Origin of the sequence: Billgrantia desiderata (assembly GCF_900108215.1) — a bacterium.
Classification (GTDB): domain Bacteria; phylum Pseudomonadota; class Gammaproteobacteria; order Pseudomonadales; family Halomonadaceae; genus Halomonas; species Halomonas desiderata.
The window spans coordinates 312,919-336,437 of record NZ_FNVC01000002.1 but is presented as its reverse complement, the minus strand read 5'-3'; the positions used below and the strand labels follow the sequence as shown (position 1 = coordinate 336,437).

At 62.4% G+C, this 23,519-nt stretch carries 21 protein-coding genes and 1 tRNA gene; 6 read left to right on the top strand and 16 right to left on the bottom strand.

The annotated features are described in order from the left end of the window. Positions 1-209: 209 nt before the first annotated feature. From flgL to flgB, 11 genes are all read right to left on the bottom strand, one after another. Complete coding sequence (gene flgL / locus C4S71_RS03935) at positions 210-1,505, bottom strand: flagellar hook-associated protein FlgL (RefSeq protein WP_086508826.1); 1,296 nt, start codon at positions 1,503-1,505, stop codon at positions 210-212. Positions 1,506-1,525: 20 nt separating this feature from the next. Further along, on the bottom strand, positions 1,526-3,472 hold the full coding sequence (gene flgK / locus C4S71_RS03930) for a flagellar hook-associated protein FlgK (RefSeq protein WP_103968266.1): 1,947 nt from the start codon (positions 3,470-3,472) through the stop codon (positions 1,526-1,528). Positions 3,473-3,556: 84 nt separating this feature from the next. Then, entirely contained in the window at positions 3,557-4,687 is a 1,131-nt protein-coding gene (gene flgJ / locus C4S71_RS03925) for a flagellar assembly peptidoglycan hydrolase FlgJ (RefSeq protein WP_103968265.1), read from the bottom strand. Then, the gene (locus tag C4S71_RS03920) at positions 4,687-5,811 is read right to left on the bottom strand and encodes a flagellar basal body P-ring protein FlgI (protein ID WP_086508828.1); all 1,125 of its coding nucleotides are present in this window, start codon (positions 5,809-5,811) and stop codon (positions 4,687-4,689) included. The genes flgJ and C4S71_RS03920 overlap by 1 nt, the downstream gene beginning before the upstream one ends. A gap of 34 nt (positions 5,812-5,845) precedes the next feature. Further along, positions 5,846-6,538 carry a flagellar basal body L-ring protein FlgH gene (locus tag C4S71_RS03915; RefSeq protein ID WP_371831996.1) on the bottom strand — a complete coding sequence of 231 codons (693 nt, stop codon included), beginning with the start codon at positions 6,536-6,538 and terminating at the stop codon, positions 5,846-5,848. Between the two features lie 64 nt (positions 6,539-6,602). Beyond that, entirely contained in the window at positions 6,603-7,385 is a 783-nt protein-coding gene (flgG, locus tag C4S71_RS03910) for a flagellar basal-body rod protein FlgG (protein ID WP_086508822.1), read from the bottom strand. Between the two features lie 46 nt (positions 7,386-7,431). Further along, a complete protein-coding gene (locus C4S71_RS03905) occupies positions 7,432-8,187 on the bottom strand; it encodes a flagellar basal body rod protein FlgF (RefSeq protein WP_086508821.1) in 756 nt (251 codons plus the stop codon). A gap of 35 nt (positions 8,188-8,222) precedes the next feature. Next, a complete protein-coding gene (gene flgE, locus C4S71_RS03900) occupies positions 8,223-9,503 on the bottom strand; it encodes a flagellar hook protein FlgE (RefSeq protein WP_086508820.1) in 1,281 nt (426 codons plus the stop codon). Positions 9,504-9,561: 58 nt separating this feature from the next. Next, a complete protein-coding gene (flgD, locus tag C4S71_RS03895; RefSeq protein WP_086508819.1) occupies positions 9,562-10,254 on the bottom strand; it encodes a flagellar hook assembly protein FlgD in 693 nt (230 codons plus the stop codon). A gap of 5 nt (positions 10,255-10,259) precedes the next feature. Further along, on the bottom strand, positions 10,260-10,667 hold the full coding sequence (gene flgC / locus C4S71_RS03890; RefSeq protein ID WP_086508818.1) for a flagellar basal body rod protein FlgC: 408 nt from the start codon (positions 10,665-10,667) through the stop codon (positions 10,260-10,262). Between the two features lie 31 nt (positions 10,668-10,698). After that, positions 10,699-11,112: a flagellar basal body rod protein FlgB gene (gene flgB / locus C4S71_RS03885; RefSeq protein ID WP_086508817.1), complete on the bottom strand. Its 414-nt coding sequence runs from the start codon at positions 11,110-11,112 to the stop codon at positions 10,699-10,701. Between the two features lie 183 nt (positions 11,113-11,295). Here flgB and flgA point away from each other — a divergent pair, with 183 nt between their 5' ends. The 3 genes from flgA to C4S71_RS03870 all read left to right on the top strand — a co-directional run bounded on the left by flgA (position 11,296) and on the right by C4S71_RS03870 (position 12,852). Beyond that, the gene (flgA, locus tag C4S71_RS03880; protein ID WP_086508816.1) at positions 11,296-11,985 is read left to right on the top strand and encodes a flagellar basal body P-ring formation chaperone FlgA; all 690 of its coding nucleotides are present in this window, start codon (positions 11,296-11,298) and stop codon (positions 11,983-11,985) included. Between the two features lie 139 nt (positions 11,986-12,124). Continuing rightward, positions 12,125-12,406, top strand: coding sequence for a flagellar biosynthesis anti-sigma factor FlgM (flgM, locus tag C4S71_RS03875; protein WP_086508815.1), 282 nt, complete (start codon positions 12,125-12,127; stop codon positions 12,404-12,406). Next, positions 12,403-12,852 carry a flagella synthesis protein FlgN gene (locus tag C4S71_RS03870; RefSeq protein ID WP_086508814.1) on the top strand — a complete coding sequence of 150 codons (450 nt, stop codon included), beginning with the start codon at positions 12,403-12,405 and terminating at the stop codon, positions 12,850-12,852. Before flgM ends, C4S71_RS03870 begins: the two co-directional genes overlap by 4 nt. A 165-nt stretch (positions 12,853-13,017) precedes the next feature. Here C4S71_RS03870 and C4S71_RS03865 read toward each other — a convergent pair whose 3' ends face one another. Then, a complete protein-coding gene (locus C4S71_RS03865) occupies positions 13,018-15,042 on the bottom strand; it encodes a sensor domain-containing diguanylate cyclase (RefSeq protein ID WP_422666838.1) in 2,025 nt (674 codons plus the stop codon). Positions 15,043-15,289: 247 nt separating this feature from the next. Between C4S71_RS03865 and C4S71_RS03860 the strand changes: the two genes are divergently transcribed. Further along, positions 15,290-17,035: a putative bifunctional diguanylate cyclase/phosphodiesterase gene (locus C4S71_RS03860; RefSeq protein ID WP_103968262.1), complete on the top strand. Its 1,746-nt coding sequence runs from the start codon at positions 15,290-15,292 to the stop codon at positions 17,033-17,035. A gap of 19 nt (positions 17,036-17,054) precedes the next feature. Here the strand turns inward: C4S71_RS03860 and C4S71_RS03855 are convergent, their stop codons facing one another. The 4 genes from C4S71_RS03855 to C4S71_RS03840 form a co-directional block, all read right to left on the bottom strand. Further along, positions 17,055-18,461 (bottom strand): amidase, encoded by a 1,407-nt coding sequence (locus C4S71_RS03855; RefSeq protein ID WP_103968261.1) that lies wholly within the window; start codon positions 18,459-18,461, stop codon positions 17,055-17,057. Positions 18,462-18,545: 84 nt separating this feature from the next. Further along, a complete protein-coding gene (locus C4S71_RS03850; protein WP_103968260.1) occupies positions 18,546-19,508 on the bottom strand; it encodes an SDR family oxidoreductase in 963 nt (320 codons plus the stop codon). Between the two features lie 163 nt (positions 19,509-19,671). Beyond that, positions 19,672-20,433, bottom strand: coding sequence for a Crp/Fnr family transcriptional regulator (locus C4S71_RS03845; protein ID WP_086508809.1), 762 nt, complete (start codon positions 20,431-20,433; stop codon positions 19,672-19,674). A gap of 253 nt (positions 20,434-20,686) precedes the next feature. Then, positions 20,687-20,762: transfer RNA gene (locus C4S71_RS03840), tRNA-Ala, on the bottom strand. A 252-nt stretch (positions 20,763-21,014) separates the two neighbouring features. Between C4S71_RS03840 and uvrY the strand changes: the two genes are divergently transcribed. After that, on the top strand, positions 21,015-21,668 hold the full coding sequence (uvrY, locus tag C4S71_RS03835; protein WP_086508808.1) for a UvrY/SirA/GacA family response regulator transcription factor: 654 nt from the start codon (positions 21,015-21,017) through the stop codon (positions 21,666-21,668). A gap of 24 nt (positions 21,669-21,692) precedes the next feature. Continuing rightward, entirely contained in the window at positions 21,693-23,507 is a 1,815-nt protein-coding gene (uvrC, locus tag C4S71_RS03830) for an excinuclease ABC subunit UvrC (RefSeq protein ID WP_103968259.1), read from the top strand. The last annotated feature ends 12 nt before the right edge of the window (positions 23,508-23,519 follow it).

Here is a 23,519-nt window from a genome sequence, read left to right as displayed (position 1 = left end):
CGTAGGGGACTTTCACCCCCAAGTCATTCCGAGGCACCACCCTCGGAAACAGCGCCCGTCGGGCGCTGCGCGCCATGCCTGGCGCACCAAAAAAGCCGCCCGGCAAAGCCGGAGCGGCGAAACGAGATCTCGTGGGTCGCACGAGATCTGCAGGGAAGCTGAGCCGAATTACCTGACGGCTCGATGGATTGGCGTCCCTGCCTGAGTCCTTACAGGAAATTGAACAGCGACATGCTCTTCACATCAACGAAGGCCTTCTGGGCCGCCTGCAGGCCAACCTGGCGCAGACTGTAGTCAGCAATTGCCTTGGCGTAATCGAGATCGACCAGGTCGGAGAGCGTCTTCTCGTAGTTCATCATGCGGTTGCCGGCCACGGCGTCGACCACATCCAGTTCGTTAAGACGTGCGCCCATGGAGGCACGCACGGTCAGCACGTTATCGAGACTGTTGTCAAGCTCGCGCATTACCGTGTTGATGGTGTTACGGAAGTGAGCACGATTTTCGGGAGTGCCCTCCTGATCGAGCTCCAACAGATCGATGGCGTCCTTGAGCGACTTGAACAGGTCCTGGTTGGCACCGGTAGCGTTGGCCGGGCGCAGCTGAATCTGGTCACCGTCAGCGGGCATGCCCTCCAAAGTGATGCTGACGCCACCAAAAACGACGGCCTTGCCCGATTCATAAGACTCGTCAGTGACAATAGGGGTTCGGGTACCGTCGGCCTCAACGACACTGACGGAAAATACCGGGTTGCCATCCATGTCAGTAGAAAATTCCAATTCGAACGGCTTGCCGAAGTGCTCAGCATTCGGGTCGACGCGGTTCGGCCCGCTGGTGAAGGCAACCGAGCCTTCATTGCGTACGAAGCCTTGCTGAGTACCAATACTGGTTTCACCGGGCGACTCTCGCTCCGCCCGCGCCACATAGCCGGCACCTGAAGGTACGCTCTGGAAGATGGTCTTGCCGTTGTCTGCCACCGGCATCAACCGCGAGGCATCGATACGCTGCTCGCGGGCGTTCTCGTCGCCGACATAGCTGACACCGGAGATGCCTTCTCCGCTGGTGCGGGCAAAGGGCGGCGAGTTGTCCTGGTAGCCGCCGAACAGGTAGCGCCCGTTGCCGTCGGTAGCATTGGCCTGACCGATCAGCGTCTCGTAGATACCGCGCAGTTCGGAGGCCACCGACTGGCGATCGACATCGCTCAGGGTATCGCTTGCCGCCTGAACCAGCAGCGTCTTGGCGCTGGTAATGGCATCGGCCGTGCTGTTGAGCACGCTTTCGGCCTGGGCCAGGGTGTTGCGTGCCGACACACGGGCATCGGCAAACTGCTGGGTCACGGCCTTGGCCTGGGACACCCCGACCGCCCGGGACGCCGCCTGGGGGTCGTCGGAGGGGTTGACCACGCGGCGACCGCTGGCGATCTGCTGGCCAACCTTGAGGAAGTCACCCTGCTGGCGGTTCATGGCCGAGAGACTCTGCTCGTACATGGTAACGGTGCTGACACGCATCGTGGTGGGCTCCCTGATGATCAGTTACGCAAGCCGAGGATAGTATCGAACACCGTGGAGGCGGTATCGATGACTCGGGCGTTGGCCATATAGAACTGCTGGTAGCGAATAAGGTTGGCCGCTTCCTCGTCCAGGTTGACACCCGACTCGGACTGCTGAACCGACCTAAGCTGATCGGTCAGCCCCTGACGCGCATCGAGGTTGACCTTGACGATGTTGGTCTGGTTACCCACGTCGCTGACCATGCCGCCATAGGCCTGGCTGAGCGACGCGCGGCCACCCACCAGCGCCTGGCTCTGCAGGTTCTGCATAGCCAGGGCGTTACGGTTGTCACCAGTGCCGGAAGCGGCGATGCCCAGATCGAGCGTAAACTCACCCTGCGCGGCACTGGGCAGCTTGACCTTGAAGCTCACCCCATCCACTGTGAGTGTCGCACCGGCGGTCAAAGGGTTACCATCAATCGTGCCGTCTGGGTTAACGGTTCGCTCTTCGCCGTCGACCAGAACGGTAGCAGGCATTTCCTGGCCTACTGCCGAGCCGAAGGTCAAAATCCCAGCGCTATCCAGCGTGATGGCGTATTTTTCACCGGCCTCGAGCCCGCCAAGCGCTCCCGATTCGGCACGAACCTGACCGGATATCATGTCGCTGGTGGCGGAAACGAAGCTGCCCGCCGCGATCTTGTCCAGATCGCCGATCTGGGAGTCGAGGTTTGCCGCAGCGCGACGCACCGGCTGCACTTCGTAACGGTTGCCGTCGTTCGGCGTGCCGCTGAACTCCAGGGTGATGCCGCCAAAGCTGAGGGTCGAAGTATCGGCATCCCAGTTGATTTCACTTGCCGGTACCGCTTGGCCGTTATCTTTGCGGGTAATCTGCGGCTCTCCGTCCTGGAAGCGTATGGTGTAATCCGTGGCGCGCAGCTTGTCGATATTGGCAGCATCGAAGCTGGCCGCCGTCACTTCCGCCCCACCGGTATTGCGCGGGAAGGAATAGGCCCGGGGCTGGCCGATGCTGAAGAAGTCTCCGCCCTGCTCACCATCGAGATCCTGCCCCAGACGATGCTGCTCGTTGAAACCTACCGCCAGCGATACGGCAAGTTGACCAATCTGATTCTGGGTCTTGTCCAACGTCTCGGCACGGAAGGTCATCAGCCCGCCCAGTGTCCCCCCCTTGATAGTGTTCTCCCCCAGCGCCACCAGGTTGCCGCCGGAATCACGATAGCCGAGCACAGTGCGCTGCGGATCGTTGGGCGCATCCATTGCTTCGAGACGATAGTGATTGGTACCCGATACCAGCGGCTGGCCGTTGGGCAGGCTGATGTTGTAGCTCTTGCCGTCCTGAATATCCAAGCGGATATCCATGCGCTCGCTGAGTTCGGCCACCAGTTGATCGCGTTGATTGAGCAGGCTGTTGGGCGCCTCGCCGCTGCGCGCCCTGGCCAGGGCGATCTCGCGATTGAGGGTCGCAAGCTGCTCGGTCATGTTGTTGATCTGGGTGACTTCGTCCTTGATCTGACCGTTGATCCCTTCCTGCATGTCCTGCAGGTAGCCGTCGAAGGCGCGGAACTGAGCCGTCAGTGTATTGGCGGTGCCCAGCAAGCCCTGGCGCGCCGCCGGGTCGGAAGGTGCGCCGGCGAGATCCTCGAGCGAGGAGAAGAAGTTCTGCATCAGCGGCGCCAGTCCCGCCTCACGATCGGCCAGCAGATTGTCGATCTGACTGATCTGATTTTCGTAGGTCTTGAGCGCGCTGGAAGCACTGGTCGCGGCGTTGAGCTGGTTGGCCACGTACTGGTTGAACTGACGCTGGATAGCATTGACCTGCACGCCGGCATCGGCACGGCTCTGGCCGAGAATCGTCAGTTCACGGTTGTAGCCGGGCGTATAGACATTGCTGATGTTGTTGCTGGTGGTGTTCAGCGCGTTCTGGGCGGCATTCAGACCGCTCAGGCCGATGGAAAAAATGGTGCTCATGGTGTCATTTCCTTTCGCCAATGCCCTTTATATCGGCCTGAACCATCCTGACTTTAGGGCTCGGTTGCTCAATCGGTCGCAAAATCAGTAGCTGAAGAAGACCAGCGAGTCCCGCTGTCGCATCGGCCCCATGCTGTTCATTACCGCGATCAGTTTGTCGGCGTAGGCCGGGTCGGTGGCATAGCCTCCCGCCTGCAGCGCACGCGCGGCCTGCTCGGCACTACCCGCCGTGGTTACCGCCGCATAGCGCGGGTTGTTGCCGATCAGCCGTGCGTAGTCGGTGAAGGCTTCCTCGAACGAGTTGTAGACGCGGAAGGTATCGACGACTCGGGTACGCTGACCATTGATGTATTCGTGGGTCACGATGTCGGTAGTACGGCCCTTCCAGCTGCTGCCGGCCTTGATACCGAACAGGTTGTAGCTGTTGCCGCCGCTGGCAGTGGCGATCTCGTGGCGGCCCCAGCCGGTTTCCAGCGCCGCCTGGGCCAGAATCAGCTCGGCCGGCACGCCGGTCTTGCGGCTGGCGGCCTGGGCAGGAGCCGAGAGCCGCTCCATGAAGCGTTGCACATGCTCTTGTCCCTGGTCGCCTGGCGAGCCGGAACGGGCGCCCGTCCTCGCCACAGGCGAGCTACTTGCCGGTGACACGGGCGCCTGAGCGGAAGCCGGCAGCCTGACATCCAGCGCCGCCATGAAGCCGCCGCGCACGGTCTCCAACTCCTCGAGGAAGTTGGCCGGCATCGTGACCTGCTCCGCTTCTTGCTCCGTATTCGGAGAAGCTCGTTCGGTCAGATACTCTTCACCTTCCTCCTCGGGCTGCAGAGCATCCTGGAGTACGCGGGGTGTGCCGCGCGGAATGCCGGCGATCAGCTCACTCAGTTCGCGATCCGCCACGCCGGAACGCGGAGATGAAATCCCCAATTGGTTTTCCAACTGAGCCACGAGATGATCGGCCAGGCCGATACCTCGACCGGCCATGGTCTGAGCCCACTGCTGGTCCATCATCGACTGATAGAACTCGGTCTGCTGACTGTCGAGCATGCCACCCGACGGGATGGTGTCGCGCATGCTCTTGAGCATCATCTGCAGGAACAGCGCCTCGAACTGCTGAGCGGCACCGCGCAATCCCGCCGCTTGGTCATTCCTCGCGGTATGCTTGAGCCGCTCGAGCCCCTGCACGTCAAGGGCGAACTGGCTGCCCATGTCCTGGATGCTCATCAGATGATCTCCAGGTCGGCGCGCAGCGAGCCCGCTGCCTTGAGCGCTTCGAGAATCGCCATGAGGTCGCTGGGCGTGGCGCCGAGTGCGTTCAGGGCATTGACCACATCGACCAGATCGGCCCCTTCCACCACGCGTAGATAGGCATCCTGTTCCTGCAGCTCGATTTCGGTATCGGGCACGACCACGGTCTCGCCCGTACCGAACGGCGCCGGCTGACTGACCAGGAAGCGGGTGTCGATGACGATAGACAGGTTGCCGTGGGCCACGGCGGCACGCCGCAGGGTCACGGCACTGTTCATCACCACCGAGCCGGTACGGGCGTTGAACACTACCTTGGCCGGCGCCTCCATCGGCGTAACGCGGATGTTCTCCACCTGAGCCATGAAGTTGACCCGGGAGTTGGGGTTGGTGGGGCCATCCAGGGCGATGACCCGCCCGTCACGCGCTGCGGCCACCGGGCGACCGAACTCGTTGTTGATGGCGCTCACCACCCGCTGCGCGGTGCCGAAATCCGCCTGCTTGAGCTCGAGTTCGAGCAGACCGGCGTTGGCGCCGAGGTCCAGCGGTACTTCGCGCTCGACCATGGCCCCACCGGGGATGCGCCCGCCGGCCAGCTGATTGACCTGTACCTGGGCACCCCCCGCCTGGGCTCCGGCACCACCCACCAGCAGGTTGCCCTGAGCAATGGCGTAGGTATCGCCGTCGGCACCCTTGAGCGGGGTCATCAGTAGAGTACCGCCACGCAGGCTGCGGGCGTTGCCGATGGAAGAAACATTGATGTCGAGCCGCTGCCCCGGGCGCGAGAAAGGCGGTAGATCGGCGGTGACCATTACCGCGGCCACGTTGCGCAGCTGCATGTTGGTGCCCGGCGGTACGGTGATGCCGAGCTGCGAGAGCATGTTGGTGAGGCTCTGCCCGGTGAACGGCGCCTGCATGGTCTGATCGCCGGTGCCGTCCAGCCCGACCACCAGGCCATAGCCGACCAGTACGTTGTCGCGGACGCCGGCGAAGTTGGCGATTTCGCGGATGCGTTCGGCCTGAGCCGGCAGCGCCAGCAGACAAAGCCATGTCAGCAGCAGGAGTTTCTTTGCCACCGAAGTGAAACGGTTTGGCTTGGTCATCATGGAGTCGGTCATGGTCGCCTCGCTCACTTGCTCAGAAAGGCGAAATATTGAGGAAGAAGCGCTGCAGCCAGCCCATATGCTGCGCTTCGCTGATATAGCCATTGCCCACGTACTCGATTCGCGCATCGGCCACGGACGTGGAAGGCACGGTATTCTGGCCGGTGATGGTGCGCGGATTGACCACGCCGGAGAAGCGGATGAACTCGACCCCCTGGTTGATGGCGATCTGCTTCTCGCCGCGCACCCGCAGGTTGCCGTTGTGCATCACCTCGAGCACCGACACGGTGATGGTACCGGTCATGCTATTGCTGGCCTGCGAACCACCGCCGCCGTTGAAGGCGCTGCTGCCTGACATGCTGCCGGAAAGATCGATACCCTGCGCGGCCAGCCGTTCCAGCACATCGGGCAGGGCTGAAATGTCGAGCTCCGCCGAACCGTTGCGACTCATGTTGGACTGAGAGTTCTTGCTGGCGCTGACCTGCTCGTCGAGCACGATGGTCAGGATGTCCCCCACCATGCGCGGACGGCGATCCTCGAACAGCGGCTGCGAGCCACGCTGAGCCTGGTAGATGGAGCCGTTGGCCGCCCGAGGCGGTGGCTCGGCGATGAAAATCTGCTCCTGCTCGCCGACCACCGAGGCGCGCGGCACCTGAGCGCAACCACCCAGTGCCAACACCGCCATGGCTACCGCCGCGATGGCCACACGCGCGGCCGACCTTCCCATCACTTTCATTGTCTCTCGCTTCCGGCAGTACGTTTCACGCCAGGGTCTTTCATTGATGACAGGATCAGAGCTGGCTCAGGCGCGCCAGCATCTCGTCACTGGTCTGCACGGCACGGCTGTTGATCTCGTAGGCACGCTGGGTCTGGATCATGCTGACCATCTCCTCCACCACGTTGACGTTGGAGGTTTCCACGTAGCCCTGGAACAGCCGGCCGGCGCCGTTCATGCCCGGCATGGTCTCGTTACGCGGCCCCGAAGCGGTGGTTTCCATATACAGGTTGCCGCCGATGCTCTCGAGGCCGGTCGAATTGACGAAAGTGGAGATGGTGATCTGGCCCACTTCGAGCGCCTGATTCACGCCCGGCTGGGTCACCGAGACGATGCCATCCTCGCCGATGGAGATCGACAGAGCGTTATCGGGAATGATGATGGCCGGCTCCAGCGGATAACCGTTGGCGGTCACCATCTGACCGTTCTCGTTGAGCTGGAAGCTGCCATCGCGGGTGTAGGCGGTGGAGCCGTCCGGCATCAGCACCTGGAAGAAGCCATTGCCGTTGATCGCCAGATCGCGGGAGTTGTCGGTCTGCTCGAGCCCGCCCTGGGTATGCAGACGCTCGGTGGCCACCGGACGCACCCCGGTACCCACCTGCATGCCCGAGGGCAATCGATTCTGCACGTCATTCTGGGCACCGGGCTGACGCAGGTTCTGATACAGCAGATCCTCGAACACCGCCCGCGAGCGCTTGAAGCCGTTGGTGCTGACGTTGGCCAAGTTGTTGGAGATGACATCCAGCTTGACCTGCTGAGATTCCAGGCCGGTCTTGGCCGTCCACAGTGACTTGATCATGTTTCTTTTTCCTCGACCCTACGGGCCTCGGCTCCGGGGGGAGCCATCAGCCTTGGATGGAAAGCAAATTGTTGGCCCGCTGGGCATTTTCATCGGCGGTGCTGATGACCTTCATCTGCATCTCGTAGCGCCGGGCCACGTCGATCATGGCGACCATGGCCTCGACCGCACTGACGTTGCTGCCTTCCAGTGCACCGCTGGCAAGGCGCGCCTCGTCATCGGCTTCCAACGCCACCGTTTCCCCCTCGGCGTTGGGCGGCATGCGGAACAGGCCATCGTCGCCGCGCAGCAGCGCCTGTTCAGGCGTCACCAGCTTGAGCCGGCCCACGTCGACCAGGGCTTCGGGCCCCTCGCCTTCACCGATGGCGCTCAGGGTGCCATCGGCGCCGACGGTGACGCTCGACCCCAGCGGTACGATGATGGGGCCACCCTCACCGATCACAGGGCGCCCCACCACTGTCACAAGACCGTCGCCGTCCACCTGGAGATCGCCGCGGCGAGTGTAGGCCTCGGTACCGTCGTCCGCCTGCACGGCGAGCCAGGAGTTGGCTTCCAGCGCCACGTCCAATTCACGCCCGGTACGGGTGATTGGACCCGGGCTGAAGTCGCTGCCCGGGGTGGTGGCAGCTACCGACACCCGGGTCGGCAGCGCGGCTTCACCCTGCACCGGCACCGCCCGCATGGCGTGCAGCTGGGCGCGAAAGCCGCTGGTCGAGACGTTGGCCAGGTTGTTGCTGACCACCGCCTGCCGGTCCATGGTCTGCTTGGCCCCGCTCATGGCGGTATAGAGAATGCGATCCACGGTTCAGGCTCCCTTGGCGTTTGACATCAACACGCTTAGCGCAGGTTGATGGCAGTTTGCAGGAGTTCGTCCTGGGTCTTGATGGTCTGCGAGTTGGCCTGGTAGGCCCGCTGCGCCACGATCATGTTGACCAGTTCCCGGGCCATGTCGACGTTGGAGGTCTCGACTGCGCCGGAGACGATGCTGCCCAACAGGCCGCTTCCGGGAGCGCCGACCAGCTCCTGGCCGGACTCGTTGGAAGCGCGCCAGACGTTGTCGCCGGCGGGCGTCAGCCCCTCCGGGTTACGGAAGGTAGCCAGAGCGATCTGACCGGCGGGACGCGACTGCTCGTTGGAGTAGTTGCGCATGATGGTGCCATCTTCATTGATGGTGATACCGACGAAGCTGCCCGAGGTATAGCCGTCCTGAACCAGCTGACTGCTAGTCGAGGTGTTACCGAACTGGGTGGTACCTGCCAAGTTGAACTGGAAGTCAAGGGGGACCGGAGCGCCACCGAGAGGGGTCGTGTCGTCGCTGGCGAACTCCAGTCTCAGGGCATTGGTGGCAATTGCATCGCCGTTGTTGTCAAATATCTGGCTAATGGTGCCATTCGCATTGAAGTTAATGCTGAAGTCATTGGCTTCGTCGTAATAGCCATCCATCGCTACTTTGGCATTCCACGAGTTGGCTCCCACCTTCTCGTAGTAGACGGTGATGTTACGCGGATTACCAAGCGAGTCGTAAATGGTGAAGTTGTTGGAGTAGTGATAGTTGATCTCTTGGCGATTAGCAGGATCGTCCGGATCACTCATGTCAGTGATCACTTCTACCTGACTCGTATCCTCTCCAGCCACCTTTCGGGCATCGAGATTGAGAATTGATGACACGCTGCCGGTCGCTCTTGCAGCCATTTCATCGGCAGCCACGTTCAATGGCACCGGTTGGCCACCTACCTGCACTTGTCCTTGGGCATTCAGGCCATAACCCATGATTTGGTAACCCTGGGCATTGATCAGATCACCATTGGACCTCATGGTTAGCTGCCCATTACGCGAGTAGACCACTTCACCGCTGGTATCCATGAAGCGGAAGAAGCCATTGCCGGCCACCGCCAGGTCCAGGTTGCGGTTGGTGGACTCGATGTTGCCTTCGTTGAAGTTCTGCAGCACGGCGGAGACACGCGTGCCCAGACCCACCCTGGAGTTGGCGAAAACGTCGGAGAACTGGACGTTGGAGCCCTTGAAGCCCACGGTCTGGGAGTTGGCAATGTTGTTGCCGATCGCGCCCAGTTTCTGCGACTGGGAGTTCAGGCCACTCAGTGCTTGTGAAAAACTCATGTTTCGTTCCTCTGCCTACCGGCTGAATGTGCCGCTATGCGCGGTTCTAGTGTCTAAATCAAAGTATCTGCTTGATCTGGTCGAGCCCGACCTGGCCATATATGGCGCCCAGGTCGAGCTTCACACCACCGTTCTTGTCCGGCGGCGTCACACCGCCAACCACGGCGTAGTTAAGAGTGCTGGCGTTGATCGCCTTGCCGTCGCTGGTGGCTTCGACGCGTACGCGATAGGAACCCGAGGCGGCTGCCTCGCCCTCACTGGTACGGCCGTCCCAGGTGAACGATTCCACCCCCGCCTTGACCGGCCCGATGTCGTAGCGGTTGATCACTTGGCCACTGGCGCTGGTGATCACCACACTCACGTTGTCAGCCGACTGGGGTAGCTCGATACCGAACGGGGTGGTGTGCAGCTCACCCTCCTCGCCATGCTCGAGCAACAGACGGTCGCCCGGCACCAGCACGCCCTGGCCGATCAGCGCCGTGGCCTGCAGCATCTGGCCGGCATTCATCTGCTCGGTGATGCCCTTCAACGTCTTGTTGAGGTCCTCGATGCCGCTGACCGTATTGATCTGCGCCAACTGCGTGGTCATCTCATGGTTGTCCATGGGATTGAGCGGATCCTGGTGCTGCATCTGCGCGATCAGCAGGGTCATGAAGTTGTTGCGCAATTCGGCCGACTGGCTGGCATCGCGAGAACTGGGACCGCCCTGGTTCAGGCGCGAGACGACGTTGGCATCAATGGTAGTGGACATGGTGATCAGCCCTCGCCCAGCGTGAGTGTCTTGAGCATCATCTGCTTGCTCGTGTTCATGACCTCAACGTTGGCCTGATAGGAGCGCGAGGCGGAGATCATGTTGACCATTTCATGGACCGGCTCGACGTTGGGCATCGTCACGTAGCCCTCTTCGTTGGCCAGCGGATGTTCGGGGCGATACTCCATACGCATGGGCGAAGGGTCCTCGACCACCTCGCGCACGCCGACGCCACCGATGCCGTGCCCGCCCTGCAGGCGCGATTCGAACAGCACCTGCTTGGCACGGTAGGCCTGGCCGTCGGGGCCGGCCACGCTGTCGGCGTTGGCCAGGTTGCTGGCGGTGACATTCATGCGCTGGGACTGGGCGCTCATGGCCGAGCCGGCGATATCGAACACGGAAAACATCGACATGGTAAGATCTCTCTTCCTTTGATCCGGCCTGTTATTCCGGCTGCATGGCGTTCTTCAGCCCTTGGATGCGGCTGTTCATGATGGTCAGCGCCGCCTGGTAGCGCACCGCGTTGTCGGCGAACTGGGTACGCTCGCGATCCATGTCCACGGTGTTGCCGTCCAGACTGGGCTGATCGGGAATGCGGTAGAGCAGCTCCTGTCTGGGCGCCGACATGCCCTGGCCCGCCAGATGGCGCTCGGAGGTGCGCGCCAGCGAGAGTCCGCCGCTGGACGTCCGCCCTTGCTCGACCGCCTTCTTGAGCTCGCTGGCGAAGTCGAAGTCGCGCGCCTTGTAGTTGGGTGTATCGGCGTTGGCGATGTTGCTCGCCAGCACTTTGTGACGCTGCTGGCGTAGCCCCAGCGCCTGCTGGTGGTAATTAAAGGCGGCCTCGAGCTGGTCGATCATGCCGGCACTCCCCGTGCGTAACCCTGATTGAAGACATACGGAACTTCTTGAGGTTGAAGAGTAACGACGCCCTTGTCACATCAATGGCAGAAACAGACCCCTTTTCATCGCTCATTTCCGCTGTTTCAGCCCACCGGTGCCAGCTAGAATCCTGCCACTACCCATGCTGGACGGTCCCGCCCAATGCACCTTACCCGCTTAGCCCTGCTGCTACCGACACTGCTGGCCGGCCTGTTGTCGCTACCGGCCGCTTCGGCCGACGACGGCGAGCTGCTGCAAGCCGTGCACGGTTTTCTCCATGAGCAGGCCAGCGCGCTGGGTGACGAACTCATCATCGAGCTGCGCCCCCCTTCCGCTCGGCTACCCACCTGCGAATCGCCCGCGCCTTTCCTGACACGCCCCGGCGAAGTCCCGCTAGGCCGCATTTCCGTCGGCGTACGCTGCGGCGACGATGGCCGCCAGGTGCGCTACCTGCAGGCCGAAGTCGGAGTGATCGGCGAATATCCCGTGCTCGATACCCCCCTCTCAGCTGGAGAGACGGTGCGGCGCGAGCATCTGGTCATGCAGTCGGGCAATCTGGCCGAACTTCCGAACCGTGCGCTGCTCGAAGTCGACCGGATCGTCGGACAAGTGGCAACGCGGGCGCTCAGCCCAGGGCAGCCGCTGCTGGAACATCAGTTCCGCAACCTGCCGTTGGTAGAAAGAAATCAGCGGGTGGTGGTCGAGGCCAGGGGAAGAGGGTTTCGTATCGCCCGCGAAGGGCAGGCACTGGAGCCTGGTGCGCTAGGCGATCGCATTCGGGTTCGTTTCGACAACCGTGAAGTCATGACCGCAGAGGTGGTCGGAGAAGGCACCCTTGTCGTAGACTTCTGACACGGGTCGTCGCACCTCGAGGCACCCTTGAACGGGATGGCCAGCTTCGCCCGGGAAACTCGTGCCGAGAAATCAAGCCTAAAGTTATCCCTCGCCCTGCCGATAGCAGGTAAAAGCATTCGGTCATGAGGCCATTAACGTGAAGATCAACAGCCAGAACCCCCTGACTCGCCCGACCCAGACGCAACCGCGCGAGGAGGCTCAACCGGTCAAGGGCGCTACCCCCTCGGGGCAGCAGGAGCCCGGGCCTTCGGCCGCCACGCATCTGAGCCAAAAGGCCACCGATGCCTCCCGCGATATCGACAAGGCGCGTGTCGAGGAAATTCGCGAAGCCATCCGCGAGGGCCGCCTGGAGATCCGTGCCGAGCGCATTGCCGATTCGCTGATCGAATCCCTGTCAGCCGAGAGCCGCAAGGCATGAGTCTGGCCAAGCTTCTCCAGGAACAGCAGCAGCGTCTGAGCGAGATCGTCAAACTGCTCATGCGCGAACGAGCGCTGCTGGCCAGCGCCGATATCGAAAGCGAGACCCTCGTCGAGGTTGCCAAACGCAAGCAGGCGCTGCTGGCCCGCCTGGAAGCGAGCGAAAAGCTGCGCCAAGGCGTTCAGCAGCGCCTGGGCTATGCCGATGGTGCCGCGGGCGCCCATCAGGCAGCACTCGATGCAGGCTGCGAAGAGGCTTGGATGCAGACTCTTGAGATGACCCGCGAAGCTCAGCGACTCAATACGCTGAACGGCGAACTCGTTGCCCTGCGCATGGAGCAGAACACCCGCCTGCTCGATTTCATTCATCAGGCCGCAGAGAAGACCGTGTACCGCGCCAGCGGTCGTGTCGCGGCGCAGACAGGACGCATCAACGCATCGGTCTGATACGCCAGCGTCCAGCGTCGGCTGGCAAGCCCCGCGCATTTTCCTTGCACGTCACCTTTTCACTATCCCTTGCCCCCTTCGCCCGTGAATCTGCCCACATGATGCATGTGGGCGTCATGCCTGCCTATCAACCAGCCACGGCCCCTCCCATCACCACAGGCCATCTCACCACAAGCTGTCGATCAGGTCGTCGTCCGAGGTCGTGACCACCACGGCGTTGCGACCGTCGGCCTTGGCCTGGTAGCTGGCCCGATCGGCGCGCGCGAACACGGACTCGATAGCGTCGTCACCCTCCTGCAACGCCGTGACCCCCATGCTCAGCGTAATACTGTAGGTCTTGCCGGCGTTACTGACGGTGACCTCGGAAACGGCGCGCCTCAAGGATTCGGCAATTTCTCCCGCCTGCTTGAGGGTACAGCTGGGCAACAGCACGGCAAACTCATCCCCACCCTGGCGGGCGACATGGTCGCTGCGCCGCACCTCCCACGCCACCACCTGGGCGACACGCCGCAGCATCTCGTCACCCAGGGCGTGACCGCCTTCGTCATTGATCGGCTTGAAGTGATCGAGATCGAACAGGATCAGCACGGAGGGGGTGCCGGTCTTGGAGTATTCAGCCAGCGCCTCTTCCAGGCGCCGCTCGAAGCCGCGACGATTGAGCAGCCCCGTCAGCGGATCGTGCTCGGCCTCCCAGCGCTGTAGCGCCTCCTGCTGCCGCCGTTCGGTAATGTCCTTGACCATACCCACGAAACCCAGCGGCTGGTCGTTGCCCAACACCTGACTCGCATGCACCTCGACCCACAGCGTCACGCCATCGGGATGCAGGAAACGCAGTTGGCGAACGAAGTCGCTGCCGGTGGACAAGGTGTAGCGCCACATGTCCTCGGTGCCACGGCGGTCGTCGGGATGAATTCGCTCCCACAAGTCGCGGGCCTCATGAGTCACCTCGAGACCGAGCAGCTCGAGCAGCGCCGGGTTCAGGTAATTGATACGCCCCTCGAGATCCGCCACGAACATGCCGATGGGGGTCGAACCGAGTACGGCGTCGAGAAAAGCCTGTCGATCTCGCAGATGCTCCAGGGCGGCAAGCCGCTCATGCTCCAGCCGGTTGAAGCTGCCGGCTACCTGACGCAGCTCGTGCATGCTGGTCGATAGCTCGAGATAGCGACGCTCTCCTGCGCCGACCTGAGCGATCTGCCGCTCCAGACGGTGCAAGGGCCTTAGCAGCCGTCTCACCAACCAGCGCATGGTGATGAGCATCAAAACAGCCAGCGCCAGCCAGGCCCACCACAAGCGCGCCAGAAAATCGCCCAGCGGGGCCTGTACCTGGGCCTGCGGAATGGCTACCTTGACGATCCAGCTTGCCGGCCAGATCTGACGATACGCCATCAGCGCCAGAGTGCCTTCTCCGCTCGAGGCAATGGCTTCCCCTTGCCAGCCGTCCAGCGCCTGCTGCAGGACATCGGAATGTCCCAGCGCTCGGTCGAGAACTCCCCCCCCGGCGCGACGAGGGTGAAAGAGCGCTTCACCAGTCGCAGTGAAGACAGAAACATAGCCATCGTCACCCAGCCGGATCTCCTCCAGACGGCGGAACAGACCGCCATGGGTGAGGTTGATCATCCCACCCACCACGCCGTTGAAGTCACCCTGATCATTGAAACGAGGGACCAGCATCAGGACCAGGGAGTCACCACTGGCCCTGCCGATGAAAGGCTGGCTCACATAGGGCCAGGGTGAATGGCGCAGCATGCGGAAATATTCCGTCGCTGCGGTTTCGAGCCCCGTACGCCCCGGCACGATGGGCCAGTCGGCCACGACACGCCCATCGATATCGGCGACCATCAACCCTTCGAACCACTCCAACAATACCTGGGCATTCTCCAGCCGTGCCGGCACCTCCTCCACCGGTACATTGCGCAACCCTTGCTCCAGTCGCTCCAACGCACGCAGCCGGCGTTCGACCTGCTCGGAGAGATCGTTGGCGATCAGTTGGGATTCGTAACGCAGGTGCGCCAGATTGGCATCGTCGACGAGCCCCTTGCCGAACTGCCAGGCCAGCAGCAGAACCAGCCCAACGATGACCAGCCAAGTCATGGCCAGACCCGCCAGCAGGCGTCCCTGTAGCGAGCAGATCGAGCGAGCCAGGACCCCGATACGCGCCGGTACGTGCAAATAAAAATCCTCTGACAAGGTGGATGGCGCCTGCCGAGCAGGTCAGACAGGCTTTGCCGCCTTCCCCTGGCAGCCCCGCGCATTGGGAAGCAGATTTCTCTTTCTCTTATCGGCACACCCAAAGCGAACTTGAGCCCCGGGGGAAGATCGAACAATGTTACCCAATGACGCATTTCCCTTCTCAACGGAAGGCTTAACGCCTCAAGTTCAGTCCAATGAGGACGATATAACTCCTAGGCAAGAACACATTGGTGACAACACATAAATGAACCATCACGGCAACCGCCCACCGGGCAAGCAGGCCCAGTCCTTAGCCCAGCACCCCGCCCGGCTGGTGAAAGATGCCTTCGAGCAGAGCCAGACCGGCATGGTCATCACCGATGCCGAGGGGCGCATCACGATGGTCAACGACGCCTTCTGCCGTATTGCCGGCAGCGACAGGGCAGAGACGACCGGCTGGCCGATCGAGCATTTTTTCGTTTCGCTGCGCCCTTTTTCACGTCTCCCCGGCGCGGGAGACAGCGCGCAGACCACGGCACTCTCCTGGCAGCAGGAGGTACTATGCCGGCAGAACAACGGCGAATCGGTGCCGGTTCTGATGCTGGTCGACACCTTGCTCGACGAGCGGAGCAAGCCGCGCGGCCGCCTCTACTCTTTCGTGCGCTTCACCACTCCGGGCGGGGAATTGCTGGACGATCGACACTGGATACACATCGACCCGATGACCGGTCTGCCCAACTGGTTGCTACTACGGGATCGCCTCGATCACGCCTTGGCACAGGCGGAACGTGCTGACACTACACTTGCCCTTCTATTCATCGATGTCGACCGCTTCAAGTCAATCAATGACGCGGTGGGTCATATCGAGGGTGACCGCATACTCGGGGAGATCGCCCGACGGCTGCAACAGGAGGTGCGCAGCAAGGACACCCTCGCCCGGCTCGGCAGCGACCAGTTCGTGGTGCTGCTGGAAAAGGACGGTACCGCCGAAGCAGCCCAGGTGGTGGCGGAGCGTCTGCAGGAAGCCCTGGAGCCGCCTTTCACCAGCGAGGATCGCTACCTGCTGTTGACCGCCTCGATCGGCGTAGCGCTATACCCCGGCGATGCAGAGGATGTCGAGACGCTGATCCAGGCTGCACGCAGCGCCATGTTCATGGCCCGCAAGAAGGGGCCGGGGCGACTCGCCTTCGTGGACCACCGCCTGACCTCGCGACTGAAAGAGAAGTACCGGCTCGAGAGTCAGTTGAGCGAAGCCATCCACCTGCCGGACCGGCACTTCGCGCTTCACTACCAGCCCGAGTTCGATCGCAACTCGCTGCGCTGTACCGGTCTGGAAGGCATGCTGCACTGGAAGCACCCCGAGCGCTGGCAACAACCACCAAACCATTACCTCGACGTGATCGCACGACTGGGGCTCGGCGTTCGCCTCAACCGCTGGTTGATCCAGGCAGTCATCGCCGACCATCGCCAGTGGAGCGACGACGCTTCGCCCCTGGCCCAGCTGCCGATCTCGCTTCACCTATGCGAGGCGCACCTGGCACAGGACACCTTCGACAGCCGTCCCCTGGACCATTTCCTGAGGCATCTGGACACGACGTCATTCGAGTGGCTGACCCTCAAGGTTCCCGCCCAGGGCCTGGGCAACGACCTGGACATGGCCGCACACATGCTCAAGCGGCTCGAACAGCTCGGCATTCGCCTTGCCGTCGAAGAGCTCGGCAGCACCCCGGTGGATCTTGCCTGGCTGTCGCGCCTGCCCTTTCACAAAGCGACCGTCGACGCACGGCTGGCACGCGCGCATCGCGATGGAAGACGCCTGGTCGAGGCATCATGCCGCATGCTCAATTCCCTCGGCATCGAGCCCGTGATCGTCAGCGTAGATGACGAAACGGTGGCAACCGACATGGAAGCCACCTCCGCTCGTCTGGTCCAGGGCAACCTGTATTGCCCCGCCATGAGCGCCAAAGCCTTGGCAGCATGGCTCACCGAGCACCAGCCCCCCGAGGAGTGACACACCCTGCGGGTCGCTCTCATACCTGATTCGGCCGCTCGGGAAAGGTGGGCGGATAGGCCTCCAGGTAAGCTTGGCTGACGCGCAGCACGCGTGCGTCGTCATGCTTGCCACCGGCCAACTGGAAGCCGACCGGCAGACCACCCGATGTAAAGCCGCAGGGAATGGAAGCGGCCGGCTGCTGGCTGAGATTGAAGGGATAGGAAAACGGCGCCCACTCCGCCCAGTCGCGCATGCCACTGCCCGGCGGCACATCGTGATGAAGGGGGAAGGGGCGCACTGCCACCGAGGGCGTCATTACCAGGTGATAGCGCTGGTTGAAGTGCTCGAGCCCCTCCGTCAGCCGCGCCCGATCCCTGAGCGCATAGAACATGTCAAGTGCACTGAGCCGTTCCGCCCGCTTCGCATCCGATACCAGGCCACTGTCCAGCAGCCGTCGCTGGCGTTCACTGTGCTCGCGATAGACGGCAAGCGAAGCGGTGAACCAAAGAGTATTGAAGATGCGGATAGGCAACTCGAAGCCGGGATCGACCTCCTCCACCACAGCCCCTAGCGCTTCCAGACGATGGGCGGCCTGACGCACGCACTCGGCGACCTCCGGCTCCACCCGGGCATAGCCCAGGGTAGGCGAAAAGGCGATGCGCATGCCCTCGATATCCTGACCCAGCTCCTCCCCCCAATCGGCAGGCTGACCGCGTAGGGCGTAGGGATCGCGATAATCGTAGCGCCCCATCACGTTCAGCATGCGCACCGCATCGGCCACGGTTCGCGTCAGCGGCCCAAGGTGGGAGAGCGTCGGCTCTTTGGACCGAGGCCACTCCGGCACCCAGCCGAAGGTGGGCTTGAAGCCGAACACGCCGGTAAACGAGGCGGGTATGCGGATCGAGCCGCCCGAATCGCCTCCCTGGTGAAGCACGCCCATGTTGAGCGCCGCAGCGACAGCGGCGCCACCGGACGAGCCCCCCGGCGTCAGCCGCGTATCCCACGGATTGGCGGTGGCCCCGAAGACACGATTGTCGGTGATGGCCTTCCACCCGAACTCCGGCGTATTGGTCTTGCCCAGAATCACCGCACCGGCCTCGCGGAGCATGCGGGCCGGCGGCGAGTCCCGCTCGCAGGGGGCATCCGACACCGTCAACGACCCCTTGCGCGCCGGCAAACCGACCGATTCGGTCAGATCCTTCAATGACACAGGGATACCGTCGATTGCACTCAGCGGCCGGCCTTGCTGCCAGCGCTTGTTCGACGCCTCGGCAGCGGCTTCGGCGCCTTCCCGATCGACCAGTACATAGGCATTGACGGCTTCGTTGAAACGTTCGATGCGCTCCAGCGCCGCGCGTGTCGCTTCCAGTGGTGACGCCTTGCCGCTCTCGAACAGCGCCCTCAACTGGCCCGCATCCATGGCCCCCAGATCGGTATCGCTCACAAGAACCTCCTTTTTTCCAGTGAGACACTACTGATTGTGGAAAACAGACGGTCGTCGGCGCAACCGCACGGCAGCAGAACCCCTTCAGCGCCTCCTTGCCAACCAGCGCCCCACCATTAAGGCGGCAACTGCCGAAGTCGCTGCCAGCGCCCCCTGACGCAGCCTCGATGAGCGATAGCCGCCGTCGATCCGCCGCTCACCCTCAGGTGGCTGGAACAGGTTGCCTGACGACCTGGGAATTGGCCTGGCATGACGCACCGAGCCATCGACCAGCGCGGCATTGATGATGCTGTAGCCGGGAACGAAGCGGGCAAACAACGATATGACGGCGGGGAATCCGACGTAGACACTGTGGCGTGGGCGTCTGGCCAGCCCAACGATGGCTTTCGCCGTGCGCCGAGGATCGTAGACCGGGGGCACCGGCTTGATCGCCCGGCCGGTGAAGTTGCCACCGTCACGAAACCCGGGCGTATCCATGACGGAAGGATAGACGTTGCAGACGTACAGCTCAGGCCACTGCCGGAGTTCGCCACGCAGGCTGTCGGCGAAGGCACGAAGGCCGAACTTGGCGGCACTGTAGGAAGCGGCATAGGGCTGCGGCGCCCAGCCACCCAGCGAGATGTTGTTGATCAGGATACCGTGCCCCTGGCGCTTGAAGTGCGGCAGTATCGCATGAGCGCCGCGCAGCCCGCCCAGCAGGTCGGTCTGCACCACCTGCTCGTGGACATCGAGCGGCACCTCCTCGAACGGCCCCAGCGCGCCGACCCCGGCATTGTTGACCCAAATATCGATGCGACCGGCCAGATCGACGGCACTCTCCGCCAGACGGGCCATGTCGTCGCTGCTGCTGACGTCGGCGACGACGATACGCGCCTGACCGCCCAGGCGATGACACGCCTCGGCAACGTCGTGAAGGGCGTGGCGATCACGCCCGGCCAGGAAAAGTGCCGCGCCATGGCGGGCAAACTCGTAGGCGGTCGCCCGGCCTATACCGCTGGAAGCCCCCGTCAGCACGACCACCGCATTGCGCAAGTCTCGCAGATGCATTCACTTTCCTCCCTGAAGACGAATCGCATGTGAACCATGACGCCGCGACACACGGGACGCAGGCCCACCCTGCCTCCCAACGTAGTCGCATCATGGGAAGTCGGCGCAACGAAACGAAGTCGGCTTCGCAAGCTTGGCGACGTCAATCCCACATCGCCCCTTTTCATTGAGCGGCGACTGAGACCCTAGCTGTCGCACTCTTCTCCAGATGAAGGTAGTGGGAATCGAATTCACCCACCTCCATCAGCCTCTTCAGGTCAGGGACGGTCAGACTCATTCTTCTACTCTGAATCAGCCCCTTGCTACGGAGGGCCTTGAGCGCCCGGCTCATGTGCACCGCACTGAGACCCGTTGCATCCGCCAAGTTGGCCTGTGTAATCGAAAATTCGAAGGTACCACTCTCAACCAACCCAACCGCCTCCAAGCGCACCGAGAATTCACAAAGAAGATGAGCGATCCGGGTGTAAGAGTCTCGCCGCCCGACATTCAGCACCCATTCCCGCAAGATCGATGCGCCTACCAGCGTATCGCGCCAGAAGGCGGCGGAAAGGCGTGGATAGCGCTCGCAGACACGGCGCAGGTCCTCGACTTGAAAGAACCCTACCGTGCACGGGCTAATCGAAGCGATACTGCAATCGATCCGTTTCAGGTATAGGGTTTGCAGATCCGGGATGTCACCAGGGATATGTAACGCCATGATTTGTCGATGGCCATCTGGTGTCAGCTTGTAGCTGCTAGCGAAGCCCTTCAGAACCACGAAGGATTGTAGCGGACAGTCACCGATGCATACGATGTCCTGATTGGCCTTGAGGGTTACGACTTGTATTGGCAAGTCGTAAAGTGCACGCCTTTCCTCCTCGGTCAGCGCAAAAACACTTTCAAGTTTAAGAATCAACAGCTTGCCGAGTTGCGTGGTGTTGCTCATCGTTGCACTCCATACCTGGGGCAGGAATGAAGCACGTGACTGCGACAGTGTCTCTGCTGGTTATCGGCCTCTAAGTATTCTTCAGCATAGCCCCTTGATTGTGACTTGCTTCATAACCTGCGTTATCCGACTGCCTCTACCTTGGCTCCAGGCGAGTCGCCTGAGGAGTCGCCTGAGATAGCGCCAAGCGGTACAACGGCACGAAAAAGCCGCCTGGCGCGATGCGCCAAGCGGCTGATTCGTAAAAACTTGTTGGTGGAGCCTAGCGGGATCGAACCGCTGACCTCAACACTGCCAGTGTTGCGCTCTCCCAGCTGAGCTAAGGCCCCACATGCACTCGCCTTGCGAGAACGAGGCGAATCTTACTCGCCACACGCGGCTTCGTCAACACCTGCACGTTGATGGCAGCCTTCGTTGAGAAATACCATGGAAACCGGATACTCATTCAATTTCCCTTGTCGAGCGAGTATGGCAAGCTTGCCCAGGACTACGTGGGTTCACTCGATAGCATCGCGGAATCCGATCGCAAGCCTGCGGCACCCTGCCTCTCGGCAGCCGCCGTAATGACGAGGAATGTCAGCTTGATCAAGGTGCTCATTGTCGATGACCATCACCTGGTTCGCACCAGTCTCGCTCGTCTGTTGGAAAACGAGGAGGACATAGAGGTGCTGGGCGAAGCCGCCAGCGGCGAGGAAGCCGTTACGCTGTGCCGCACACTCGAGCCGGACGTAATACTGATGGACTTGCGCATGCCTGGCATCGGTGGGCTCGAGGCCACACACAAGATCATGCGCAACAATGAAGACGTACGCATTCTGGCCCTGACCGGCTTCATGGAGGACAATTTCGCTCAGCGCATGCTCGAAGCCGGTGCCGGGGGATTCATCAGCAAGGATACCCAGGTGGAGGACATGGTCGAGGCCATTCGCAGCGTATTTGCCGGCCACCGCTACATCAGCCCCGACATCGCTCAGCGGCTGGTGCTGTCACGCTTCGATTCCGAGGAAAATCCGTTCGACAAGCTCTCCCAGCGCGAGCTTCAGGTCGCCATGATGATCGTCAACTGCCAGCGGGTCTCGGAGATCTCCGATCGGCTGTTCCTCAGCCCCAAGACCGTCAACACCTATCGCTACCGGATCTTTGAGAAGCTCGGCGTCGAAACCGACGTGGAGCTGACGCACCTGGGACTGAAGCACGGCCTGGTAGAGGGGTTCGACACCACTCCCTCCAACTGAGCAGGCGTCTGGTATGCTAGCAGCATGAGCTTCGATTCACGCCAGTTCCTCGCCAACCTCACCCAGTCGCCGGGCATCTACCGCATGCTGGACGAGCATGGCGATACGCTCTACGTAGGCAAGGCCAAGCGCCTGAAGGCCCGCTTGGCCAGTTACTTCCGCGGCGCGCTCAATGCCAAGACCCAGGCCATGGTGTCGCGCATCGCCGATGTGCAAGTGACGGTCACGCGCAGCGAAATCGAGGCGCTGCTGCTCGAGCAGACCCTGATCAAGGAGCTGCGTCCGCCATATAACATCCTGCTGCGCGACGACAAGTCATACCCCTTCGTCTTCGTCACCGATCGCCATCCGTTTCCGGCGCTCGAATACAAACGAGCCCGTCGGCGCCATGAGGATGGCCGTTACCTCGGCCCCTATCCCAGCAGTGGCGCCGTGCGCGAAAGCCTGTCGCTGATGCAGAAGATCTTTCGCATCCGCAACTGCGAAGACAGTGTCTTTGCCCATCGTACGCGGCCCTGCCTGCAGTATCAGATCCAGCGCTGCAGCGCGCCCTGCGTGGGCTATATCGGTGAAGTCGATTACCGTCGCGACCTGGAGCACGCGGTGATGTGCCTCGAAGGGCGCAGCGAGCAGGTCACCCAGGAGCTGACCGAGGCCATGGAGACAGCCAGCCGCAATCTGGCCTTCGAAGACGCGGCCCGCCTGCGCGACCAGATCCAGCACCTGCGCCAGCTACAGCACCGCCAGTTCGTCGACACCGAAGGCGGCGACGCCGACATCTTCGCCCTGGCCGAACGCGAAGGAGCGCTGTGCATCTCCGTATTGGCGGTTCGTCAGGGGCGGCTACTGGGCGCTCGCCATCACGCGCCGGACAATGGCCTGGGGCTCGATCCCGCTGAGCTGCTGGGCGAATTCGTCAGTCAGTACTACCTGGGCCAGGGACGCGAGATACCGCGCGAGGTGATCGGCAGCCTACCGCTGCCCGACAGCGATATCCTGGAAAGTGCGCTGAGCAGTCGCGCCGAGCGGCGCGTACGGGTCACCCACAGGGTGCGCGGCCACCGCAGCCAGTGGCTGGAGCTGGCCAGAACCAATGCCGAACAGCAACTCGGCAGCCGCCTGGCCAGCCAGGGCGAACTCGAGCGACGTTTCCATTCACTGCAGACCGCGCTGGGACTCCCCGCCCCGCCGGAGCGGCTCGAATGCTTCGACATCAGCCACAGCCACGGCGAGGCCACCGTGGCCTCCTGCGTGGTATTCGACCGCAACGGACCACGCAAGTCCGATTACCGTCGCTTCAACATCGAGGGAGAAACCGCGGGCGACGACTACGCCGCCATGCGTCAGGCGCTCGGCAGGCGCTTTCGGCGTCTTGCCGAAGGCGAAGGCATCGCCCCGGACATCCTGCTGCTGGACGGCGGCAAGGGGCAGCTCAACCTGGCCCGCGAGGTCCTTGCCGAGCTGGGAGTCGGCAACATCCTGCTGCTCGGCGTGGCCAAAGGCACCACCCGCAAGGCCGGCCTCGAGACACTGTTCATCGAAACCATCGATCGCACACTCGACCTACCGGCATCCTCACCTGCGCTGCACCTGATTCAACACGTGCGCGACGAAGCCCACCGCTTTGCCATCACCGGACACCGCAACCGCCGTGACAAGGCCCGCCGCAGCTCCGCCCTGGAAGGCATTGCCGGTATCGGCCCCAAACGCCGACGCGAACTGCTGCGCTTCTTCGGCGGGCTGCAGGGGGTCAAGCAGGCCAGCCGCGAGGAGTTGGCCCGGGTTCCCGGCATCAGCGCCGCACTGGCCGAAGCGATTCATCGCTCCTTGCATGGATGATGACGCCCGGTA